Annotated in this window: 17 protein-coding genes, 1 pseudogene and 1 other annotated feature; of the genes and pseudogenes, 16 read left to right on the top strand and 2 right to left on the bottom strand. The window is 45.1% G+C overall.

Translation table 11 applies throughout. From position 1 onward, the window contains the following. Window positions 1–3: 3 nt before the first annotated feature. From mreD to ACOV1R_RS00065, 6 genes are all read left to right on the top strand, one after another. Window positions 4–522: a rod shape-determining protein MreD gene (gene mreD / locus ACOV1R_RS00090; RefSeq protein WP_003641489.1), complete on the top strand. Its 519-nt coding sequence runs from the start codon at window positions 4–6 to the stop codon at window positions 520–522. Window positions 523–543: 21 nt separating this feature from the next. After that, a complete protein-coding gene (locus ACOV1R_RS00085) occupies window positions 544–1212 on the top strand; it encodes a septum site-determining protein MinC (RefSeq protein WP_003645400.1) in 669 nt (222 codons plus the stop codon). After that, window positions 1212–2018: a septum site-determining protein MinD gene (minD, locus tag ACOV1R_RS00080; protein WP_003641491.1), complete on the top strand. Its 807-nt coding sequence runs from the start codon at window positions 1212–1214 to the stop codon at window positions 2016–2018. The genes ACOV1R_RS00085 and minD overlap by 1 nt, the downstream gene beginning before the upstream one ends. A 47-nt stretch (window positions 2019–2065) precedes the next feature. Next, window positions 2066–2296 (top strand) — a binding site (T-box leader). Between the two features lie 201 nt (window positions 2297–2497). After that, window positions 2498–3139 (top strand): amino acid ABC transporter permease, encoded by a 642-nt coding sequence (locus ACOV1R_RS00075; RefSeq protein WP_003641492.1) that lies wholly within the window; start codon window positions 2498–2500, stop codon window positions 3137–3139. A gap of 12 nt (window positions 3140–3151) precedes the next feature. Further along, window positions 3152–3793 carry an amino acid ABC transporter ATP-binding protein gene (locus tag ACOV1R_RS00070; protein ID WP_003641493.1) on the top strand — a complete coding sequence of 214 codons (642 nt, stop codon included), beginning with the start codon at window positions 3152–3154 and terminating at the stop codon, window positions 3791–3793. 11 nt (window positions 3794–3804) lie between these two features. Continuing rightward, window positions 3805–4644 (top strand): amino acid ABC transporter substrate-binding protein, encoded by an 840-nt coding sequence (locus tag ACOV1R_RS00065; protein ID WP_003641494.1) that lies wholly within the window; start codon window positions 3805–3807, stop codon window positions 4642–4644. A 1083-nt stretch (window positions 4645–5727) separates the two neighbouring features. Here the strand turns inward: ACOV1R_RS00065 and ACOV1R_RS00060 are convergent. Beyond that, the gene (locus ACOV1R_RS00060) at window positions 5728–7080 is read right to left on the bottom strand and encodes an aspartate kinase (RefSeq protein WP_003646116.1); all 1353 of its coding nucleotides are present in this window, start codon (window positions 7078–7080) and stop codon (window positions 5728–5730) included. Between the two features lie 209 nt (window positions 7081–7289). On the opposite strand from ACOV1R_RS00060, the gene yfmF reads away from it, so the two are divergent. From yfmF to mutL, 10 genes are all read left to right on the top strand, one after another. Then, window positions 7290–8555, top strand: a complete 1266-nt coding sequence (gene yfmF / locus ACOV1R_RS00055) for an EF-P 5-aminopentanol modification-associated protein YfmF (protein WP_015380569.1) — start codon at window positions 7290–7292, stop codon at window positions 8553–8555. After that, a complete protein-coding gene (yfmH, locus tag ACOV1R_RS00050; RefSeq protein WP_015380568.1) occupies window positions 8552–9853 on the top strand; it encodes an EF-P 5-aminopentanol modification-associated protein YfmH in 1302 nt (433 codons plus the stop codon). The genes yfmF and yfmH overlap by 4 nt, the downstream gene beginning before the upstream one ends. A 103-nt stretch (window positions 9854–9956) precedes the next feature. After that, entirely contained in the window at window positions 9957–10829 is an 873-nt protein-coding gene (locus ACOV1R_RS00045; protein WP_027822493.1) for a helix-turn-helix domain-containing protein, read from the top strand. Between the two features lie 22 nt (window positions 10830–10851). Next, window positions 10852–11436, top strand: coding sequence for a CDP-diacylglycerol--glycerol-3-phosphate 3-phosphatidyltransferase (gene pgsA, locus ACOV1R_RS00040; RefSeq protein ID WP_003641502.1), 585 nt, complete (start codon window positions 10852–10854; stop codon window positions 11434–11436). A 271-nt stretch (window positions 11437–11707) separates the two neighbouring features. Continuing rightward, on the top strand, window positions 11708–12970 hold the full coding sequence (locus ACOV1R_RS00035; RefSeq protein WP_003646118.1) for a competence/damage-inducible protein A: 1263 nt from the start codon (window positions 11708–11710) through the stop codon (window positions 12968–12970). Between the two features lie 91 nt (window positions 12971–13061). Then, window positions 13062–14204: a recombinase RecA gene (recA, locus tag ACOV1R_RS00030; RefSeq protein WP_003641504.1), complete on the top strand. Its 1143-nt coding sequence runs from the start codon at window positions 13062–13064 to the stop codon at window positions 14202–14204. 230 nt (window positions 14205–14434) lie between these two features. Continuing rightward, window positions 14435–15994, top strand: a complete 1560-nt coding sequence (gene rny / locus ACOV1R_RS00025; RefSeq protein WP_003644638.1) for a ribonuclease Y — start codon at window positions 14435–14437, stop codon at window positions 15992–15994. 124 nt (window positions 15995–16118) lie between these two features. After that, entirely contained in the window at window positions 16119–16925 is an 807-nt protein-coding gene (locus ACOV1R_RS00020; RefSeq protein ID WP_003641506.1) for a TIGR00282 family metallophosphoesterase, read from the top strand. A 27-nt stretch (window positions 16926–16952) separates the two neighbouring features. Then, complete coding sequence (gene mutS, locus ACOV1R_RS00015) at window positions 16953–19643, top strand: DNA mismatch repair protein MutS (RefSeq protein WP_003641507.1); 2691 nt, start codon at window positions 16953–16955, stop codon at window positions 19641–19643. Window positions 19644–19810: 167 nt separating this feature from the next. Continuing rightward, window positions 19811–21847, top strand: a complete 2037-nt coding sequence (mutL, locus tag ACOV1R_RS00010; RefSeq protein ID WP_027822494.1) for a DNA mismatch repair endonuclease MutL — start codon at window positions 19811–19813, stop codon at window positions 21845–21847. A 925-nt stretch (window positions 21848–22772) separates the two neighbouring features. Here the strand turns inward: mutL and ACOV1R_RS00005 are convergent. After that, window positions 22773–23068: pseudogene (locus tag ACOV1R_RS00005) on the bottom strand (IS1182 family transposase); the annotation flags it as partial.

Here is a 23068-nt window from a genome sequence, read left to right as displayed (position 1 = left end):
ACGGTGCGTTACTCAAGATTAAAAATCATCTTTCCAATTGGGTTATTTGTTGCACTCTTTTTAGACGGCTCGGTGTCAAATGTTTTTGCCGGTAAACTATTTAGTTACCCGTACGCCAGTGTCTTACACCTAGTTTTACTGTGGATTGTCTTCGCTGTCTTTTTAGACGACCGTGATAATCTGTCGGTTGGAATCTGGTCTGCATTCGTGGGCTTGGTGTTTGACTGGTACTATACTGGGATTTTAGGCGTTTACATGATTGGCTTACCGTTGGTAGTCTATATATGTCGACAAATCAAGCCATGGATCGACCTGAACTTTTTAACGTTACTGATGATCTATATTATTAATTTGACCATTTTGGAAGCATTTACGTATATTTGGTACACGATGAGCCATGTGATCTCTAGTGGGTTAGCAGACTTTGCGGTGTACACGCTAGGACCGACGATTGCGGTCAACCTAGCCATCTTTGTCATATTATATTATCCAATGCGTCGGTTATATCTGAGTGTTAATTAGTCGGCAGAAAGGAATTCTAACATGCAACAGAGTGTAGTTTTAAAGGCCAGTAATGACGGCTATGAACTGATTTTACGGCAAGAAGCAAGTTTCGATGATATTATGGTCGACTTGAAGGTCTTGTTGGATCGGTTGCAGGCTGATAATACGACTGATAAACAAATCTCGTTTGACCTGGATACGGCTAGTCGACTACTGACTGCGGAACAAAATCAAAAAGTGACACAGTTGATTCAACGATATCCGTTATTCAGTATTCATAAGCTAACGGCAGATGTTATTTTGACGGCGGATGCTTTAGCGATGATTGAACGTGATACGGTGCATCTGGTTAATCAGATTATTCGCAACGGTCAGGTCGTTGAGATTACGGGGGACGTGTTGTTCTTCGGTAAGATCCATGAAGGTGGGGTGCTCCGGGCGACGGGTAGTATCTTTGTGATGGGTGAGGTAAACGGTGCGCTTGAGGCCGGTTATCCCGATCACAATGATGCGGTGATCGTTAGCCCCTTAGCGACCGTCCCGCGGGTTCGAGTCGGTGAATTGTTAGAATTAGTGGACCTTGAAAAAGTTGTTGATGGGACGAACGTCGTCTATATTAATGACATTCAAGCGTTGGACTACCAGCCGCTCCAGCAATTAAAACGGGTACGACCGAAGCTATTTACTCGAAATGGAGGACGTGTTTGATGGGAAAAGCAATTGTCATCACCTCTGGTAAGGGTGGGGTCGGCAAAACGACCACTACGGCCAATTTAGGGACGGCCCTTGCTTTGATGGGCAAGAAAGTTTGCTTAGTTGATTTAGATATTGGATTGCGGAATTTAGACGTTATTTTGGGTCTCGATAACCGGATCCTTTATGATATTGTGGATGTAGTTGCAGGTCGTGCTCAAATACGGCAGGCGTTGGTCAAAGACAAGCGGTTTGATGACTTATTGTTTTTATTGCCAGCTGCACAAAATGCGGACAAGGATGCATTGAATCCTGACCAAGTTCGGGCAATCGTAGACGAGTTGAAACCAGATTTTGATTACGTTTTGCTCGACTGTCCCGCCGGAATTGAACAAGGTTTCATGAATGCGATTGCTGGTGCGGATGCGGCTATTATCGTCTCGACACCCGAGATTTCAGCAATTCGTGATGCGGATCGGGTCGTTGGTTTATTGGAACAATATCCGTTAGCCGAAGCACCTAAGTTAGTGATTAATCGAATCCGGACGCGCATGATGCAAGATGGTGAGACGATGGATATTGATGAAATTACGCATCACTTATCGATCGACTTGCTAGGAATCGTTTTCGATGACGATGCCGTCATTCGGACTTCAAATAACGGTGAACCGATCGTTCTTGATCCTAAGAATCCAGCCTCACAAGGCTACCGCAACATTGCCCGCCGAATCGAAGGTGAAACGGTGCCATTAATGAATTTGGATACACCTAAACCGGGTGTTTGGTCACGAATCGCCGGAATTTTTCATCGTGGCAAGTAAAAAAGGCTTGACGGTTGATTAATTTTCGATTAGTATGAACTCAACATTAAAAAACAGGGAACAGAAGAGTAGTTGTAAGGACCTTGCCGAGCGAGTTATCGATGATGGGAAGATGACCAAGGATTACAACGAACCACATCTGTGAGTTGGACAGCTGAAGTTAGTAAGCTGTTTCGGTTGGCCTCGTTAGCGGCGGAGTTTAGTGATAAACTCGTTGAGATTAGTTGTGTGAGCAACTAGTGAATATGAGGTGGAACCGCGATTAAATCGTCCTCTTAGGCATGCTGGCCTAAGGACGATTTTTTTATTATCACAAAACTCCCTGAGGTAATAACTGTGAAGTTATTACGAAGTGAGGTGGCACCACGGATAACCGTCCTCTTGAGTATTCGACTCAAGGGGACTTTTTTGTGTACTTGAGTCGTGACCGATTAGTGGACGCAGGACAATGTGACCTGTAAATTTGGGAGGGAAAGTACATGCAGTATATTTTAGAAATTTTGCCATCATTATTATCCGGTGCCGTTATGACACTGAAAATTTTCATTTGGACCCTGATTGGGTCGCTACCATTGGGGTTAGTTGTTGGTCTGGGATTAATGTCTAACTTCAAGCCGCTGCAATGGTTATTGCATTTCTACGTTTGGTTAATGCGTGGTACCCCGTTGTTACTGCAATTAATCTTTGTCTTTTACGGCTTACCGTTGATTGGGATTGTTTTTCCACGGTACTACGCCGCGTTATTCGCATTTATTCTGAACTACGCGGCCTACTTCGCGGAAATCTTCCGTGGTGGGTTACAGTCGATTGACAATGGTCAATATGAAAGTGCACGGGTCTTGCGGCTGAGCTACTGGCAGACGATTCGTAAAATCGTTATTCCCCAAGTGATCAAAATTGTTTTACCGTCAGTTGGCAATGAAGTCATCAACTTGGTCAAGGATTCATCGTTAGTTTATGTCATTGGTCTCGGCGACTTGTTACGTGCCGGTAACGTTGCGACAGCGCGCGATGTTACTTTGGTACCCTTAGTATTAGTCGGAATCATTTACTTAGCACTGACAGCCGTAACGACTTTTGTGCTTGGACGAATCGAAAAACACTACAGTTACTGGAAATAGGGAGGCCATCATATGTTAGAACTAAAAAATATTACAAAAAGCTTTGGTTCACGGACAATTATTAAGAATTTGAATTTAACCGTTAAGGATGGCGAGATTCTAAGTATTGTGGGCCCTTCAGGTGCTGGTAAAACAACGTTATTACGCTGTATTACGGGGCTTGAAAAGGTGAATGCCGGTGAGTTCTTAGTCGACGGCCAACCATTTGACCCCTATACTAATCGGAGTAACGATAGTGTGATTGGTGTTGTATTCCAAAATTTTGAATTGTTTCCCAATTTAACAGTCATGCAGAATATTACTTTAGCACCGACCACGGTCTTAAAGCAGTCTAGCGCAGAAGCAGAACAGCAGGCGCAGACTTTATTAGATCGTTTGAATCTCGGTGATCACGCTGACCAGTATCCTTTCGAATTATCAGGTGGTCAAAAGCAACGAGTGGCGATTGCCCGGGCATTAGCCATGAAACCGAATGTCTTATGCTATGATGAACCAACTTCAGCACTTGACCCGAACTTACGACAGGAAGTTGAAAAGTTGATTTTAGGCTTAAAGGCTGATGGCATGACTCAAATTGTGGTGACCCATGATTTAACCTTTGCTGAAAATATCGCGGATGAAATGTTCCACGTTGAACCAACCAAGAAGCAATAGGGGGCGTCAGAATGAAGAAAAGATTATTTGCACTCAGTTTGATCGTTGTGATGCTCCTGGGTATGGCAACGACGTTAAGTGGCTGTGGTCAAAATGTGACTAAACGCGCTGACACCCAAGATACTTGGTCTAAAATCAAGAAACGCGGTTACGTTGTCGTTGGTTTGGACGACAGTTTTGTCCCGATGGGCTTTCGCGAAAAGTCTGGGAAACTAGTTGGTTATGATATCGACCTCGCCCGGGCCGTCTTTAAGTTGTACGGTATTAAGATCAGCTTTCAAACGATTGACTGGTCCATGAATGCGACCGAATTGCGCAATGGCACAATTGATTTGATTTGGAACGGCTACACGAAAAATCCCCAACGTGAAAAAGTGGTGGCTTTCAGTAATACTTATTTGAAGAACAAGCAAGTCCTCGTTTCTTTAAAGAAAAATCATATTAACTCATTTGACGATATGACTGGTAAGACGTTGGGTGTTCAGTCAGGTTCTTCGGGCTATGAGTCATTGGAAAACAATCCGAAACTGCTGAAGGATAAGATTGCTAAGAAAACGCCAGTTCAATACGATACCTTCACGAATGCCTTCCTCGACTTGAATGCTGGACGAATTAAAGGGCTCTTGATTGATAGCGTCTACGCGAGCTATTATATTAAGCACGAAGCGAACTCTGCGGATTACCAAGAAACGCAAGGCACCTTTAAGTCGGAAGACTTCGCAGTTGGGATGCGTAAGGGTGACAAAACGATGAAACGCAAAATTAATGCCGGCCTAAAGACGTTGAAGGCTAACGGAACGTTAGATAAGATCAACAAGAAATGGTTTGGTAATCAAAAAGTTGAAAACTAGCGTGACGTGGCAGGACTTGTCATTCAGTGACCCCAGTTATCGGTGAGCAACTAATCATAAATAGGCTTTCCAAGACGGACGATGTCTTGGAAAGCCTATTTATATTGGCACGCAGACAAAATGGGATTGAAGGCTTAAACTTATACACGAAAAATTGTTGAAAGGTGCCGCTATAAGGCCAAAAACAACCAGCTAAGGCCCGCTGGAAAAAGTTCGAGTTTTGCATAAACTTGCTTGGCTAGCGTCGTCCTAAGCCGACTTCCAGGCATTTCGGCCAATTGCTGGAACGCGGTGGACACAGATTTAAGCCGAAGACCACGTCTTAAATACTGGTCTTCCACTAACCAAGCAAAGAACGCTTGCTAAGTGGAATTTCACCGCTGAGCATTGGCCGAAATGCCTTCCAGTCGGGACAGTATTCGAATGGCGGACGAAGATGTACCTAACTTGTGATGGACTTGTCATTACTTTTTATAAACGATAACTTTGTCAAGCAACGGTCAGACAGAAAATGATATTGTTATGGTTCACTATTTCTGAACCAATGTAGCAATAATTGAACTTCTCGATAAACATAGAGATTTACACCTGACGCTTTATTTGAAGCTCCGGTATTAAAAGACCAATTACACCAAGTTAAGTGGCCGTTAATCAGCCATTCGAGCGGCTTAACGAAACGCGCGCGGTGACGCTGAATCCTGTGCTTGCTACGCCAACGGACTGATGCCCAAACCGCATTAATCCGTTGACTAGGCAATGCTTAAATTCAACCCGTGATCCCTCGCACACTTTAGTCTGGAGGGGTTGGGTGACAATGCTCAGTAGCCAAATTATTCTTAGCTGAAAGTGGGTTGCTTTCGGCTTAGAATAAGACTCGTATTTGAGATGATGCGGGTTGGGCATTAGCTCAAATCGACGTCGGCTGCGTTCCAGCAATTGTCACCCAGCCCCGGAGGTCGGAATAGGACACGTACATGCTGACGAACGAGTATCCGGGGTCAATTGCCGGCACCTTTCAACAACAATTGATGAAAAACACGGCCATAAAAAATGCCCGACTAGTTGACTAGTCGGACGTATGGGTTAATCGAAAAATTCTTTATATAACGCAATAACGGCTTGATCGGCATCATTGTCGTGTACACCGAACATAATAGAAATTTCGGAGGCGCCTTGATTGACCATGATTAATTTAATATTGTCGTTGGCTAATGCGGTGGCGGCACGTGACATGATGCCGACGCGGTTGCGCATGTTTTCGCCAACGAGCATTAAGATTGAGTAGTCGTGCGTAAAGTAAATTTCATCGGGATTGATGGCCGCTGAGATTTCTGCAACTAACGTTTTCTCTAATTCGGGCGTCAACTGATGTTCATCAAAGATGATGGTCAAATCATCGATCCCAGATGGCATGTGTTCATAACTAATATGATGATTTTCTAAAATCGTTAGAATTTTACGGCCCAGCCCAACTTCTTTGTTGAGCAGATACTTACGTAAGTATAGTGAACAAAAACTAGAAGAACTGGCAATCCCAGTCACCGGGTAGTGGGGATTGGGTTCGCGAGTTGACTGAATCAAAGTTCCCGGGGCCTCGGGATGGTTCGTATTCTTGACGTTGACGGTAATGTTGCCTTCGATTGCTGGAATCAACGCTTCGTCGTGAAAGACAGAAAAGCCAGCGTAAGAAAGTTCGCGCATCTCAGTAAACGTCATTTCACTAATGGCCGCTGGTTTTGCGACCAAACTAGGATTGACCGCGTAAATTGCATCGACATCGGTAAAGTTTTCATAACGTTCAGCATGGACACCCCGAGCGATGATTGCGCCAGTAATGTCGGAGCCACCGCGTGAAAAGGTACAAATTTGGCCGTTACGATTGTAGGCGAAAAATCCGGGGATAACTAGGATTTGTTCGCTGTTGGCCCACTTAGCGAGCTGGTCATAACTACTCTTGATAATCTGAGCATCATCAGGAACGTCCGTAACGACCATTCCCGCATCTTTAGGGTCAAGGTAGCGAGCGTTGAGGCCGCTTTGTTGAAAAACAGCGGCGACCAGTTGCGCATTGAGACGTTCGCCGTGCGCTTTGAAAGCTGCCATCAAGTAGGTGTTGTCGGCGTATGATTGTTTTGGTAAGTTGCGAATTGTTTCAAAAATCGGAGTCAATTGTGCTTCGGGAACGTTAAACCCGTGACCGATTTCTGCATAACGGTCAATGATAGCTGCGGTAACGGCTTGCGTATCTTGATGATGGATCGTTTGACGGGCATATTGAATAAGTAAATCAGTGACTTTGGTGTCGCCATCGAACCGTTTACCAGGTGCCGATACAATCACATATTTACGTTTTTGATCAGCCTCAACGATCGCGAGGACTTTTTGCAGTTGCTGACTACTAGCAAGGGAACTGCCACCAAATTTAATTACTTTCACATTAACCGCTCCTTAATTTTATCAATAATGAAAAGAATAGCAGACAAATCGCGACTTGGCAATGTTAATTGCCACTCACGAGAATTTAATTTAATCGTGAAAATAATCATTTTGGCGACCATAATCTGAAAATAAAAAAAACAATAGGACGGAAAGTTGCGTCAATCCGGCCTTTCGCTTATTATTTATTACATATGCAAGGAGGAAACATGTTGCAAACTCAGTTAGCAAAAGGGGTCCAATTGACGACGGTTCAGAGTCATCAATTTAAAACCAACCAGATTATTATCAATTTTCGGGCACCGCTTGCACGTGAAACAATTACTCAGCGGTCGCTACTATCGAATTTATTAGAAACAAGTTCTCGTGATTATCCAGATCAGCGAGCGTTAGCCAACGCATTGGCTGCCATGTATGGTGCTGCGTTTGGTGCGGGTGTTAGTCGTAAGGGACCAACGCATAACTTGCAATTAGCCATCACCGTTGCGAATGAACGGTATTTGGCAACGGATCAGCCACTGACAAATCAGGCCATCCAGTTTTTACAACAAGTCGTTTTACAGCCGCTAGTGGCGGACGGTCAGTTTGATCAAGCGACGTTTGACCGCCAAAAAAAGAATTTGGAAGCGGCGATTATGTCGGTCGCTGATGATAAGCAATATTATGCTGCACAGCAGTTAAATACGGCGTTGTTTGCGGACGAACCTGCGCAACAAGTGCCAAGTTACGGTACGGCGAGTGATTTGGCAGCCCTCACTGCGGAAGGTTTGTACGACTATTATCAAATGATGATCCAAAATGATCAAATCGATATTATCGTGACGGGTGACGTTGATGAGGCGGCCGTTTTAGCTCAGTGGCAACAAGCTGGTTTTGAGGATCGACTGACGGGGCGCCCACGGCCATTTTATCAACATCATAATACAAACCAGTACGTCGAAGTGAGTGAACAACAGGCACTCAGCCAAGCAAAGCTAAATTTAGGTTATGATTTGCCAGTCTTTTATCGTGGCAATCATTATTACGCGGCCTTGGTTTTCAACGAACTATTTGGTGGGTCACCGCTGTCTAAATTGTTTATGAATGTACGTGAAAAGGCGAGTCTGGCTTACTATGCCAGCAGCTCATTGGATACTTTCCGTGGGGTGCTTAAGGTGCAAGCTGGGATTGATGGCAAAAATCATGACCAAGTGTTAGCAATTATTGCGGCCCAATTAACGGCGATTCAAGCCGGTGATTTTACGGATGATTTAGTTGAACAGCTGAAGCTGGGCTTGATCAACGATTTTGAGTCCAGTTTGGATAGTCAACGGACATTCGCTGTGCAAGCCTTGATCGATGATTTAACGCAACAACGCGTTACGGATACTGAATGGCTATGGCAGATTCAAAGTGTGACGCGTGAACAGATCATTGCAGTCGCGAAGATGGTGACCCTTAATAATGGGTTCTTCTTGAGTGGGGTAACCGCATGAAAGTAAAAAAATATGATCAATTTAATGAAAGTTGTTATCAAGCTCAGTTGGATAATGGGCTGACGGTGACGTTGTTACCTAAGGCCGGTTATCACAAAACGTACGCAACGTTTACAACGAACTATGGCTCGATCGACAATACCTTTGTTCCAGCCGGAAGTACTGAAATGCAACGCTTCCCAGATGGAATTGCCCACTTTCTGGAACATAAAATGTTTGAGAAGGCTAACCATGATGCGTTTCAAATTTTTGGTCAGTACGGGGCGAGCGCGAACGCCTTCACTAGCTTCACGAAGACGAGCTATTTGTTCTCAGCTACCCGGCACCTGCAGGACAACCTCATGACCCTCTTAGATTTTGTTCAAGATCCGTATTTTACGCCAGCGACAGTTGACAAGGAGAAGGGCATTATTGGGCAAGAGATTGAGATGTACGATGATGATCCAAGTTGGCGCCTGTATTTCGGAATGATTGGTAATCTATATCCGAACCACCCACTACAATATGATATTGCGGGGACGACTGAGTCGATTGCTAAGATAACGGCTGATGACTTGTACGCCGCTTATCGGACGTTCTATCATCCTGAGAACATGACGTTATTTGTGGTTGGTAATTTTGATCCAGACGAAGTGTTAGGGTGGATTACGACTAATCAAGCAACTAAAAAATTTGCTGCCTTTCAACCGATTGAACGTAAGATTCCTGAAACCGCAACGGATGGACATGACATTATTCCTTATCGGACGATTGATATGCCAGTCAATCGGGCCAAATCAATCGTTGGTGTCAAAGGCTTGCTGCCGATTGAAGCGGGGGCTGCTGCTTTGAAGTACCGTGCAGCGGTTAACGTTTTATTAGAATTATTGTTTGGCGATACGTCAGCAGATTATTTGCGATTATATGATCAGGGTATCATCGATGATACGTTTGGTTATGATTTCGAATTACAGTCTGGATTTAATTTTGTCACTTTTAGTGGTGAAACGGATGATCCAGCCCAGTTTGATGCAGCCATCATTGATGTGCTAGAAAACTGGCGGACGGCTGTAGTTGGTCAGGAAGCAGCACTCGCATTAGTCAAGAAGGAAATGATTGGGCGGGTCGTCTTCATGGCGAACTCCTTGGAGGCAATCGCGAACCGGTATGATCAACGGCTATTCGGGACGGCGACAATCTTTGATGAACCGGGTATAATTGATCAGTTGACCCTTGCAGACTTGCAGACGGTTGCTGAACAATTATTGACTTCTCAGGCAATCAGTGAATACCAGATTCGACCACAAGCAAAGAGTTAAGGAAATCTGAAATTTAATGGTCATGGGGCTGCTAAATTTAGTTGCTGTGATATACTATTAACCGTAAGATTTTGAAAATAGACTTAGGGTGGAGAAAAAGTCAATGAGTGAAAATAACGAAGAAACAACAACGATTGGGGCGCGCTTAAAGGCTGCCCGGACAGCGAAAGGCCTCACAATTGATGATTTGCAACAAATCACCAAGATTCAGAAACGCTATTTGATTGCAATCGAAGATGAACAGTTCGATAAACTTCCCGGTGATTTTTACGTTCGGGCGTTTGTTAAGCAATATGCGGAAACAGTCGCTTTAGATGGTAACGCGTTGTTAGAAGAATATCGAGACCAATTACCGAGTGTTCATACTGAAACCATCGTTGAAAATGTTGATGAAGTTCAACCTACCCGGGTTGCTAGTCGCGAACAACCTGCTTCACCAGCGAGCCGCGTGCGTAACTATTTACCAACGATCATCGTCACTGCCATTGTGGTTTTGATTTTGTTATTTATTTGGTTTATGGCGGTTCGCACGCACGCTGGTTCAAGCTCTAGCACGAGTGCGGACAGTTCTTCTGTACAAGTTTCGAGTTCTAAGAAGCAATCGAGTTCGTCGAAAGCTAGTTCATCAGCAAAGTCTAGTTCTAAAGCGTCTTCTGCCAAGGAACAAACAATCAAGGCTAACGGCAGTAGCGATACGGCTTATACTTTGACGAATGGTGCGGATAAGAACAAAGTGGTCATCAAGTCTACTAAGGCTGCTTGGACTTCCGTTACGACTAACGGTACTCAGACTTGGCAAGGAACGCTAAAGGCGGATGGCTCACATACATTAACGTTACCAAGTAATGCTACGACGGTTAAGTTCCAGTTTGGGAACGCAACTGCCACGACCGTAACAATCAATGGTAAGGCGTTCAATTTTAATCCGAAGAACAGTACGTCACAAGTTCGGACGATTACCTTGACCATCAAATAACGTTGCGGAGGAGGCGGGTACTTTGAATTTACCTAATAAATTAACGGTGTTTCGGATTATTCTGATTCCAGTTTTCATTCTTATTATGGTGTTACCCCTTAGTTGGGGACAGGTTGTGTGGGCTGGAACAACAATTCCAGTCACCCAAGTGGTTGCAACTGTCATTTTTGCGGTTGCGTCATTAACTGACTTAGCGGACGGCAAGATTGCCCGGGGTCAACACTTGGTTACGAATTTTGGGAAGTTTGCGGATCCACTGGCAGATAAGATGTTAGTAATGACCGCGTTCATCATCTTAGTTCGGTTAAATGCGGCCCCTGATTGGGTCGTTGCCATTATCATGTGTCGTGAACTCGCGGTAACGGGGTTACGATTATTGATTGTTGAAAATAATGGTAAAGTGATGGCTGCTGCTATGCCCGGGAAGATTAAGACAACGACACAAATGATTGCCATCATCTTCCTGCTGCTGAACAATGTCTTATTTGCGGCAATCCACATTCCATTTGCGGCAATTATGTTATATATCTGCTTATTCTTCGTTATTTATTCTGGCATTGATTATTTTGTTCAGAATCGTGACGTGTTTGCAGATGGCTTCAAATAAAATTAATCATGAGCGTCTCACCGAGTCTTGCATTCGGTGAGACGTTTTTGTATACCATTAACGTGTTGCCCTTATTAATTAATCATGACTCCTGTCAGTCGATAATTTTAACGATGAGTCGCGTTGGCAGGTTATGTCAAATGAAGGTATTTGAAAATGCTAATCTTTTTAATGGGGTCGATCGTCATTTTCGTATATACTTAATGTAGGACGATAATCATCGCGCCCACACTGAGTGTAATCGATAGGATTACGGGGAGGCATATATGGCATGCAAGCAGAAATAATCGCGGTTGGTACCGAGATTTTACTGGGTCAGATTACGAACACGAACAGTACGTACATCGCACGTGGATTGGCCGAATTAGGAATTGATAGCTATTATCAAACGGTGGTTGGTGATAATCGGCAACGTTTGTCGACCGTCATTGAAATTGCGGCCCAGCGGAATGACTTAGTTATTTTAACGGGTGGTTTGGGGCCGACCAAGGATGACTTGACGAAGCAGACGCTCGCGCATTATTTGAATGTTGCCTTGGTTGAAGATCAGGCAGCAATGCAAAAAATTACGGCCTGGTTTGCCACTAATGACAAAGTAATGACGGCCAACAACCGATTACAGGCATTGTATCCGGCAGGCGCGCAACCGTTGACTAATCATAACGGAATGGCTGTTGGTGCGTTTTATCAGTCAGAAAATAGTGCTGATTTCTTGTTATTGCCAGGTCCACCCCGTGAGTTAGCCGTAATGTTTGATTCTGAGGCAAAACCGAAATTGGCAGCTGCATATGGGGAACAAGCCCAAATCTATTCGCGAGTGATGCGTTTTTATGGCATCAGTGAGTCTGAATTGGCGACCCGGTTGCAACCCTTGATTGATGAACAGCAGGCGGTTACGATTGCACCCTATGCCAAGACTAACGAGGTTACCCTCAGATTAAGTGCCCAAGCTATGACGGAAACGGCTGCAAGGGGAATGATCGACAAAGTTGACCACCAGATCAAGGCTACCATTGGGCCGTACTTTTACGGTTATGGAGACGATAACTCGTTAGTTACTACTGTTATTAATCAAATGATTGCGGCTAAGCTGAGTATTACAGCCGCTGAAAGCTTAACAGCTGGGCTGTTTCAGAGTACCATCGGCAGTGTGTCCGGGGTCTCCGCAATCTTTCCGGGCGGCTTTGTAACGTATGCGAATGAGGCCAAACATCAGCTAGTGAACGTTCCACAAGCAATTATTGACGCTGAGGGCGTGGTTTCAGAAGCGACCGCTAAGGCCATGGCGAGTGGTGCTAAGCAGCAGCTAAATACTGATGTTGGTATCAGTTTTACAGGCGTTGCCGGTCCAGGAACCTTGGAAGGTCAACCGGCTGGAACGGTATGGATTGGTCTTGCTTACCGTGATCGACCCGTGAAGGCCAAGCAGTACCATTTTGCTGGTAATCGACAACAAATTCGGGAACGCAGTGTGATGGCCGGGTTAGACCTATTGAGACATGCATTGAATGAAGATACGGACTTAAAAAAATAATACGAACTTTTGTTCGCTTTTTGCTTGCAATTCTAACTTTGAACAGCTATGATATTAAGAGTTAGAAACGAGCACCAAAGGAGGAAATAATTTGGCTGATGCACGGAAAGCAGCACTAGATACTGCCCTGAAAAAGATCGAAAAGAATTTCGGTAAAGGGGCGATTATGCGGATGGGTGACGCTGCCCAGACGACTATTTCAACGATTTCAAGTGGATCGTTGGCCTTAGATGACGCGTTGGGTGTCGGCGGCTACCCACGTGGTCGGATCGTGGAAATCTACGGTCCTGAAAGTTCAGGTAAAACGACCGTGGCACTACATGCGGTTGCTGAAGTTCAAAAGCAGGGTGGTACGGCGGCCTATATCGATGCTGAAAACGCACTAGACCCCGTTTATGCGGAACACCTAGGGGTCAACATTGATGACCTGTTACTTTCGCAACCAGATACTGGTGAACAAGGGCTTGAAATTGCAGATGCCTTAGTTTCCAGTGGTGCGGTCGATATTTTAGTTGTTGACTCGGTGGCGGCCTTAGTGCCACGTGCCGAAATTGAAGGTGAAATGGGTGACGCACACGTTGGGTTACAAGCGCGGCTGATGTCACAAGCGCTCCGGAAGTTATCAGGGACATTGAACAAAACCAAGACAATCGCGTTATTTATCAATCAAATTCGTGAAAAAGTTGGTGTGATGTTTGGTAATCCTGAAACGACTCCTGGTGGTCGGGCCTTGAAATTTTACGCCACGATTCGTTTGGAAGTACGGCGGGCAGAACAGATCAAGGAAGGAACCAATATTATTGGTAACCGTGTCCGGATCAAAGTCGTTAAGAACAAGGTTGCACCGCCATTTAAGCGTGCCGAAGTGGATATCATGTATGGTCAAGGTATCTCACAAACTGGTGAAATTGTTGATATGGCTGCTGAAAAGGATATTGTTAAGAAGAGTGGTTCTTGGTATTCATATGGTGACGATCGCATTGGTCAAGGCCGTGAAAATGCCAAGAAGTATTTGGACGAGCATCCTGATGTCATGACGGAGATTCGCCAAAAGGTTCGTGATGCATATGGTATGGATGCAACTGGTGAAGAAACGTCTGAAACTGATGATCAGGCCAAAGAAGCTAAGGATAAGGGAACTGCTAAGAATGGCAGTAAGGGTCAAAGTAAGTCCACTAAAGCGACACCAGCGGAAACTGCTCTCGATCTCGGCGACCAACCAACCGAAAAATAGACAGTTTGTTATGCAACGCCCAAAATATTTATTTTGGGCGTTTTTTGTACATACTTAGCTTGTTTGCACGACAAAAGTAGCCTGCAGAGAGCGGTTGCCATAAGACTTTAAGTTGACACTATTCGTTTCTAACATTAGAATAACAAGTGTGTAAATAATCAAAATATAACATCTGAAAATTTGTAGTTGATTTTATGTTAACTGGATTTTGGTGGTGCGGAGGTGGAAACATGAATGTTTTCGGTATAATCCTCGCAGTCATCGCAATTGTTGTCGGTTATGGGATTGGTTACTATGTACGCAAGAACGTCCATGAAAAAGAATTGGACGTTGCCAGGAACACAGCCGAAGGTATTATTTCTGAGGCCAAACGGGCAGCGGAGACTCATAAGAAAGAAAAAGTCCTTGAAGCTAAGGAAGAGAGTCATCGCTACCGGGCTGAAGTTGAAACGGAGTTAAAGCAACGTCGGAATGAAGTTCAAAAGCAAGAAGACCGGTTGCTTCAACGTGAAGAAACTTTAGATCACAAAGAGAATACTTTTGAAAAGCGCGAGGATGCTTTAGGTAAAAAAGAAGATAAGATTGCCAATGAGCAAAAACGCGTTGAACAACAGCAACAAAGTGCAGCTTCACTAATCACGCAACGTCAAGCTGAGTTAGAACGGGTCGCCGCCTTGTCGCAAGAACAAGCTCGCGATCAGATTTTGACCCAAACGCGCGAACAATTAACGCATGAACGGGCCGTGTTAATTAAAGAAAATACGGACGAAGTGAAAGCGCAGTCTGAAAAAGAAGCCAAAAACTTAATTGTCCAAGCGATTCAGCAAAGTGCTGCCGATATGGTTTCTGAAACCACGGTTTCGGTCGTTTCTTTGCCGAATGACGACATGAAAGGCCGGATTATTGGTCGGGAAGGTCGTAACATCCGAACGTTGGAAACGCTGACGGGAATTGATTTAATTATTGATGACACGCCAGAAGCCGTCGTTTTAAGTGGTTACGATCCGATTCGTCGTGAAATCGCAAAGATCGCGCTTGAAAAGCTGATTCAAGATGGGCGGATTCATCCAGCTCGAATTGAAGAAATGGTTGAAAAAGCGCGTAAGGAAATGGACGAAAAGATCCGTGAAACTGGTGAACAAGCTGTCTTTGATTTAGGATTGCACGGGATGCATCCTGACTTGATCAAGCTTGTTGGTCGGCTGAATTATCGGACCAGTTATGGTCAAAATGTTTTGAATCACTCAATTGAAGTTGCGAAGTTAGCGGGCGTTTTAGCCGCTGAACTTGGTGAAGATGTTACACTCGCGAAACGCGCAGGATTATTACACGATATTGGTAAGGCCGTCGATCATGAGGTCGAAGGTTCCCACGTTGAAATTGGCGTGGAATTAACAACGAAGTACAAAGAGAGCCCCGTCGTGATTAACACGATTGCCTCCCATCATGGTGATGTGGAAGCTAAGTCGATTATCGCGGTGTTGGTTGCGACGTCTGATTCAATTTCAGCCGCCCGGCCAGGTGCTCGGAGTGAGTCGCTGGAGAATTATATTCATCGGCTCGAGAAGCTGGAAGCGATCGCTAATAATGAGGATGGCGTCAAGAAGAGCTATGCGATTCAAGCTGGTCGTGAAATTCGAGTCATCGTTAAGCCAAACGAGATTTCTGATTTACAGGCAACGGTTTTGGCGCACGATGTCAAAAAGCAGATTGAAAATGAACTTGAATATCCCGGTCATATTAAGGTTACGGTTATTCGGGAAGTTCGAGCAGTGGATTACGCTAAATAACCGGGAAATGAGTTTAGGTCTTGACCTAAGCTCATTTTTTTAGTTGCCAGCAGAATTCAATCACGTTTTCAAGGCTAAATAATGCTAAAATAATTGGTATAACGTTAAAACAAGGGAGCAATCTATGCGAATTCTATTTGTTGGGGATGTCATGGGCAATGTCGGCCAAACGGCGGTCACCACGTACCTACCTAAGTTAAAACGGCGCTACAAGCCACAAGTTACTATTGTTAATGGGGAAAATGCCACCCGCGGCCGCGGCATTAATCAGGAAGTGTATAAGGACATCTTGACTGCGGGGGCTGATGTCATTACGATGGGCAACCACACCTGGGATAATAATGAAATTTTTGATTTTATTAATGGTGCTAAGAAGTTGATTCGACCGTTGAATTTTCCGCCAGCGACGACTCCGGGGGTTGGTTATACGATCGTGAAGGTCAATACGGTGAAGTTGGCCGTGATTAATCTTCAAGGAAACGTCTTTATGGGGCAAAATTTAGCGGATCCTTTTACGACTGTCCAACCATTGGTCGAGCAATTGCGGGAAGAGACACCTAACATCTTCATCGACTTTCACGCTGAAACGACAAGTGAAAAAGAAGCCATGGCGTGGTATTTGGATGGTCAGGTGAGTGCGGTAGTTGGCACCCATACCCATGTGCAGACGAGTGATGAACGCGTATTGCCAAATGGGACGGCCTTTTTAAGTGACGTTGGTTTTACGGGTCCGTATAATGGTATTTTAGGAATGACCCGTGAGAATGTTATTCAGCGTTTCTTGGAACAAATGCCGACCCGTTTCAACGTGCAAGAGGATAGTCCGGCAGTGTTGTCGGGTTGTGTGATCGACGTTGATGGTCAGAGTGGTCGGGCGAAAAAGATTGCCCGGATTTTGATTAATCCGGACCACCCATATTTTGATGACTAAGATTTACGATAGAAAGTAGGATTAAGCGTGCCACAGAAAACAAAAGATACACCGATGATGCGTCAATATTTTGCAGTTAAAAATCAATATCCCGATGCGTTTTTATTTTACCGACTTGGTGATTTTTATGAAATGTTTTTTGATGACGCGATTAAAGGTGCTCAGTTATTAGAGTTGACCTTAACGACGCGGAATCATTCGGCGGAAAACCCCATACCGATGTGTGGGGTTCCCCATCGAGCCGTGCAAAATTATATTGATATTTTAGTAGATAAAGGTTACAAAGTCGCTATTTGTGAACAGATGGAAGATCCCAAATTAGCCAAGGGCATGGTCAAACGCGAAGTGATTCAGCTCGTGACACCTGGTACGACGTTGGAACGGGGCGCGGAACAAGCTAAGACGAACAATTACTTGACTGCGCTGATTCAGCGTGATCAACAATATGGTTTTGCGTACGCCGACTTGTCGACTGGGGAACTAAAAACGAGTGTCTTAACGACTAACGATACCCTAATTAACGAGTTGACCAGCTTGCAAACTAAAGAAATTGTGGTCGACGACTCTGTTGCTAGCGATTTGCGCGATCAAATTAAGACGCTAGGAATTCTAATTTCAGAACAGAATAACGTCACCCCCCAGGCTGAATTGAGCTACTTGACTCAGGACTTGACGGTCGATTTGGAACAACAGGTCGTGGAACGGTTATTGATGTATATTACGGTGACTCAAAAGCGGAGCCTCGCGCACTTACAAAAGGCGATCGCTTATGAGCCGTCATACTTCCTGAAACTCGATCATAATTCCAAGTATAATCTGGAATTAATGAAGTCCATCCGAACTGGTAAAAAGCAAGGAACTCTCCTGTGGCTATTAGATGAAACTAAGACGGCGATGGGCGGACGACTATTAAAGCAGTGGATCGACCGGCCATTGATTGTGAAGGCCGATATTGAAACGCGTCAAAATAAGGTTGCGACGTTATTAGATCATTATTTTGAACGTAGTAACTTACAAGAAGAGTTGACTAAAGTTTATGACTTGGAGCGTTTAGCTGGCCGGGTGGCTTTTGGTAGCGTGAATGGGCGTGACTTAGTGCAACTCAAGACATCCTTGCGTCAGATTCCAAAGATTCGGTATATCTTATCGGAATTAGATACGCAGGTATTTAATGATGAAGTTAATCAGCTGGATCCAGTCGAAGACGTTGCGGATTTGATTGACGCGGCAATCGTTGAAGACGCGCCTTTGTCAGTAACGGACGGTGGTGTGATCAAGGATGGTTATAACGAGCAACTCGATCAATATCGGGATGCTATGAATAATGGGAAAAAATGGATTGCTGAGTTGGAAGCCCAGGAACGGGCGACAACCGGTATCAAGAATCTTAAGATAGGGTTTAACCGGGTTTTCGGCTATTATATTGAAGTCACGAAGGCCAACTTGGCCCAATTACCGAAGGACCGCTATGAACGTAAGCAAACGTTAACGAATGCTGAACGCTTTAGTACTCCTGAACTGAAATCGCATGAAAGCCTGATTTTAGAAGCTGAGAGCCATTCTACGGATCTTGAGTATCAACTCTTCACAAAGGTTCGTGAAACGGTTAAAAAGGCAATTCAGCGGCTACAAACATTGGCGAAGGCGGTCGCAGCAATTGATGTCTTGCAAAGTTTCGCCGTCGTTAGTGAAGATTACCACTTTGTTCGACCGAAATTAACTAAATCACATGATTTGAAGATCGTTGATGGTCGTCATCCGGTCGTTGAAAAAGTGATGGGTAACCAGAGTTACGTCCCAAATAACGTGACAATGTCACCTGATGAGACGGTCCTTTTGATTACTGGTCCTAACATGTCCGGTAAAAGTACGTACATGCGTCAATTAGCATTGACGGTCATCATGGCGCAAATTGGTTGTTTTGTACCGGCTAAATCAGCGCAACTTCCAATTTTTGACCAAATTTTTACACGTATCGGTGCCACGGATGACTTAATTTCCGGTCAAAGTACGTTTATGGTGGAGATGCAGGAAGCCAATAATGCCTTGCAACATGCGACAGCCAATAGTCTAGTGTTGTTTGACGAGATTGGCCGGGGGACGGCGACTTACGATGGCATGGCGCTTGCCCAAGCAATTATTGAGTTTGTGCATAACCATATTCATGCCAAGACACTGTTCTCGACGCATTATCATGAGTTGACCGCGTTAGATCAAGAATTATCCGGGTTACGAAACGTGCATGTGGGTGCGACTGAACAGGATGGCGAGCTCGTCTTCTTGCATAAAGTTGAGCCCGGGGCCGCCGATAAGTCCTACGGGGTGCACGTTGCCAAGTTGGCTGGGATGCCAACGAGTTTATTGGAACGGGCCAATAAGATTTTAACGAGTTTGGAAAATCAAACGAGTACGGTATCGACGACAGCGGCTTCGATTGCTGCTAGTGATGCTGCTAATAGCGTGGCACCTAACACAGCGGCTTCAATGCCGGTTGAGGCCGCCGATGAGTCACAGCCAGTAGAATCGGAGACCCCGGTTGCCGAAGCTCCGGTCGCTGAAGCCGGTGATGAACAGCTGTCGTTATTTGCTGAGCCGGCGGTGACGGATGCGAAGGGTGAAAAGGTTTTACAACAGCTGAAGACGTTGAACTTGATGGCGATGACTCCGATGGATGTAATGAACCAGCTGTATAAATGGCAACAAAAATTAGGCAAGTAGGCGCATTTTAACTCATCATAAATGAGCGCAATAAGCTGTTATGATGGGCTATTGGTGCGTCTGACGGACAGGTAGGTCGACACTAGTCAGTTATTGCTAGTTGTGGTAATCGAAAATGTTCGTGCAGGACACGAGCTTAATTATTTTATGTGAAAGGACCGATGGAAATGGGAAAAATTCATGAGTTATCTTCTGTGCTGGCCGACCAGATTGCTGCCGGCGAAGTTGTGGAGCGGCCCGCCTCGGTCGTTAAAGAACTGGTTGAAAATGCTGTTGATGCGCACGCGACGCAGGTTGATATTTTGGTGCAAGAGTCGGGTGTTCAGTCAATTCGGGTTATCGATGACGGTGACGGTATTGATGACGCTGAAGTCCTGACCGCTTTTAAACGGCATGCGACGAGTAAGATCACATCACGTGAAGATTTGTTTCGCGTCCATTCTTTAGGTTTTCGCGGTGAGGCGTTGCCAAGTATTGCGTCAGTAGCGGACGTGGTGATGAATACGAGTACCGGCGCCACTGGGACGAGTATTCATTATCGCGGCGGTAAGCTATTACAACAATCGCCCGCTCCGTTGCGGCAAGGGACGGACATTACCGTCACCGATTTGTTTTTTAATACACCTGCGCGACTAAAATATTTGAAGTCCCCCCAAACGGAATTAGCGAATATTTTAGACGTGGTTAACCGCATCGCACTTAGCTATCCAGCGGTGGCATTTCGGTTAGTTCATAATGCGAAAGAGCTATTAAAAACGGCTGGTCGCGGTGACTTACAACAAGTCATTGCTGGTATTTACGGTGTCCAAAATGCGCGCAAGATGGTTGCCATTCAAGGATCGACCACTGATTTTAAATTGAGTGGCTTTGTGGCTTTACCTGAGCTGACGCGGGCCAGTCGCCAGTATATTACTGTTCTGATTAATGGTCGTGCTATCAAGAACCAGCAATTGACCAAAGCCGTCATCAAAGGTTACGGTTCTAAGTTGATGGTCGGCCGTTATCCAATCGCGGTGATCGCTTTAACAATGGATCCTTTATTGGTGGACGTCAATGTTCATCCCACGAAACAAGAAGTCCGTTTGAGTAAGGAACCAGAATTAGCCAAACTGGTCAGCACCACGATTACGGACCGGTTAGTGGATGTGAACTTGATTCCGTCAGCATTGACCAATCTTGGCAGCCATCGGCGTGAACATCTAAATACAGACCAGCTGGCGATGGATTTGAACGCCGTTTCGTCACAGTATCAAGTAGCGGATAAGACAACGCCGGCATCGACTGAGCAGTTTGCAGCCTCGCTGGCAGCGGCAACCATGCAGCCCAGCTCGGCAACGACCATGGTAAGTACTACTTCAGCACAGCCATCAGCGGTAAACCGTGCAGCAGTTAGTGCGGTTGTTCCGTCAGAATCAGCGGCAAGTTCTGCCAACCCGCCGATTATGATTAGCCATCGCGACGAACTGACAGCTACTCCAGTTCAAGCATTTGACCAGCGTTACCAGGCAGAATCAGGCGCTTTACCCTTTGGTGAAACTGCTGAACCGTTAGAAACCAGCACGGCTGCAAGCGCGCCGACTAGTGAAGCGCCGGATACGGAACGTTTTCCACAGTTACGCTATCTTGGTCAGATGCACGGGACTTATCTGTTAGCTGAGGCGGATGATGGTATGTACATTTTGGATCAGCATGCGGCCCAGGAGCGAATCAACTATGAATATTATCGCCAAGCGATAGGTGAGGTTAGTGCGGATCAACAAAATTTATTGGTTCCGATTATTTTAGATTACCCGACGAGCGATGTTTTAAAGATCAAGGAAAAATTGCCGTTACTAGCAGAATTAGGGATTCATCTGGAATCATTCGGCGGCAACAGCTTCATTGTTCATGCCCATCCGACCTGGTTCAAAGCTGGGCAAGAAGAAGATACGATTCGTGAAATGATTGATTGGCTCTTACAGGATGATAAGTTGACGGTCGCCCAATTTCGGGAAAAGTCAGCTATCATGATGTCCTGTAAACGGGCAATCAAGGCCAATCACCATTTGGATGATCAGCAGGCCCGCGCGTTATTAGCCAAGTTACCGACCTGCGAGAATCCGTTCAATTGCCCACATGGCCGCCCGGTGACGGTACACTTCACGAATTCAGACATGGAACGGATGTTCAAACGAATTCAGGATAGTCATGAAGCACGTGATTAAAGTGATTATTGGCGGCGTACTCGTTACTTTAGTATGATTCGTAATCGATCCGCATTGTGCAAGTAAATATTTCATGAATTATGATTAAAACGTGCCATTTCTTAAGTTCAAAAGCAGCCAGCTTAAGACCGCTGGAAAAAGTTCGGACTAGCGTAGACTTGCTTGGTGTGTGCGCCTTACACCGACTTCCAGGCATTTCTGCCAATTGCCGGAACGTGGTGGGCACAGATTTGAGCCGAAAAATCACGTCTCAAATACTGGCCTTTCACTAACCAAGCACAAGACGCTTGCTAAGTGAAATTTCACCACTGGGCATTGGCCGAAACGCCTTCCAGTCGGGACAGTATTCGAATGGCTGACATGGATGCACCAACTTTTGATGAATTTGTCGTTGCTTTTTATAAACGATAATTTTGTTAATCAACTGTCAGACTGAAAATAATATTGAGATGGCTCACTAATCCTGAATCGGTGTAGTAGGATTTAATCTCTTGACAGAGTGCTTAATGTACCTAGCGCTTTGTTTAAACTTCCAGCATCAAAATAGTCAGCGACTAATTGTACCAAATTAGGTGGTCGTTCATCAGCCATTCGAGCGGTTTCCCGAAACGTGTTCGGTGCCACTAAAGCCTTGTGCTTGCTACGCCAACGGACTAATGCCAAAACCGCATTAATCCGTTGGCTAGGCAATGCTCGGCTTCAACCCGTGACCCCTCACAGGCTTGAGACTGGAGGGGCTGGGTGACAATGCTCAGTAGCCAAATTATTCTTAGCTGGAAGTGGTCTGCTTCCGGCTTAGAATAAGACTCGTATTTGAGATGACGCGGGTTATGCGTTAGCTCAAATCGACGTCGGCTGCGTTCCAGCAATTGGCACCCAGCCCCGGAGGTCGGCATAGGACGCACACCGGCTGACGAACAATAATCTAAACTTGGCACGTTTTAATCATGACTGATACTGAATAATCACGAACCGAATGTGTTATCGAATAAAAATAGCAATGTTGAGTAGAGGCTGTGACATAACTAGCCTCTGTATAAGCGAATGGGACGAGAAACCGAATTTTGGTTTCTCGTCCCATTCGCTTACGCCTTTGATTTTTAAAGTTGGTCCCTACCGTGACCAGTTTCATAATATTTAACGCCAGTATTACGATTCCGGCTTCCTTGGTGACCTTGTCGAAACCTCGCACCGAGAATCGATTGAAATGTAAAGAAGCCT

Source organism: Lactiplantibacillus sp. YT640 (assembly GCF_049745435.1).
Lineage (GTDB): Bacteria > Bacillota > Bacilli > Lactobacillales > Lactobacillaceae > Lactiplantibacillus > Lactiplantibacillus plantarum.
Note: the sequence above shows the minus strand (reverse complement) of the source record. Positions and strands in the feature narration are given on the sequence as shown.

Excerpts from the sequence above, each read along its gene's own strand:
- minD (WP_003641491.1), top strand. The coding sequence starts at position 1,212 with ATGGGAAAAGCAATTGTCATCACCTCTGGTAAGGGTGGGGTCGGCAAA.
- yfmF (WP_015380569.1), top strand. The coding sequence starts at position 7,290 with ATGTTGCAAACTCAGTTAGCAAAAGGGGTCCAATTGACGACGGTTCAG.
- mutL (WP_027822494.1), top strand. The coding sequence starts at position 19,811 with ATGGGAAAAATTCATGAGTTATCTTCTGTGCTGGCCGACCAGATTGCT.
- ACOV1R_RS00070 (WP_003641493.1), top strand. The coding sequence starts at position 3,152 with ATGTTAGAACTAAAAAATATTACAAAAAGCTTTGGTTCACGGACAATT.
- rny (WP_003644638.1), top strand. The coding sequence starts at position 14,435 with ATGAATGTTTTCGGTATAATCCTCGCAGTCATCGCAATTGTTGTCGGT.
- ACOV1R_RS00085 (WP_003645400.1), top strand. The coding sequence starts at position 544 with ATGCAACAGAGTGTAGTTTTAAAGGCCAGTAATGACGGCTATGAACTG.
- ACOV1R_RS00020 (WP_003641506.1), top strand. The coding sequence starts at position 16,119 with ATGCGAATTCTATTTGTTGGGGATGTCATGGGCAATGTCGGCCAAACG.
- ACOV1R_RS00075 (WP_003641492.1), top strand. The coding sequence starts at position 2,498 with ATGCAGTATATTTTAGAAATTTTGCCATCATTATTATCCGGTGCCGTT.
- ACOV1R_RS00035 (WP_003646118.1), top strand. The coding sequence starts at position 11,708 with ATGCAAGCAGAAATAATCGCGGTTGGTACCGAGATTTTACTGGGTCAG.
- ACOV1R_RS00045 (WP_027822493.1), top strand. The coding sequence starts at position 9,957 with ATGAGTGAAAATAACGAAGAAACAACAACGATTGGGGCGCGCTTAAAG.
- yfmH (WP_015380568.1), top strand. The coding sequence starts at position 8,552 with ATGAAAGTAAAAAAATATGATCAATTTAATGAAAGTTGTTATCAAGCT.
- ACOV1R_RS00065 (WP_003641494.1), top strand. The coding sequence starts at position 3,805 with ATGAAGAAAAGATTATTTGCACTCAGTTTGATCGTTGTGATGCTCCTG.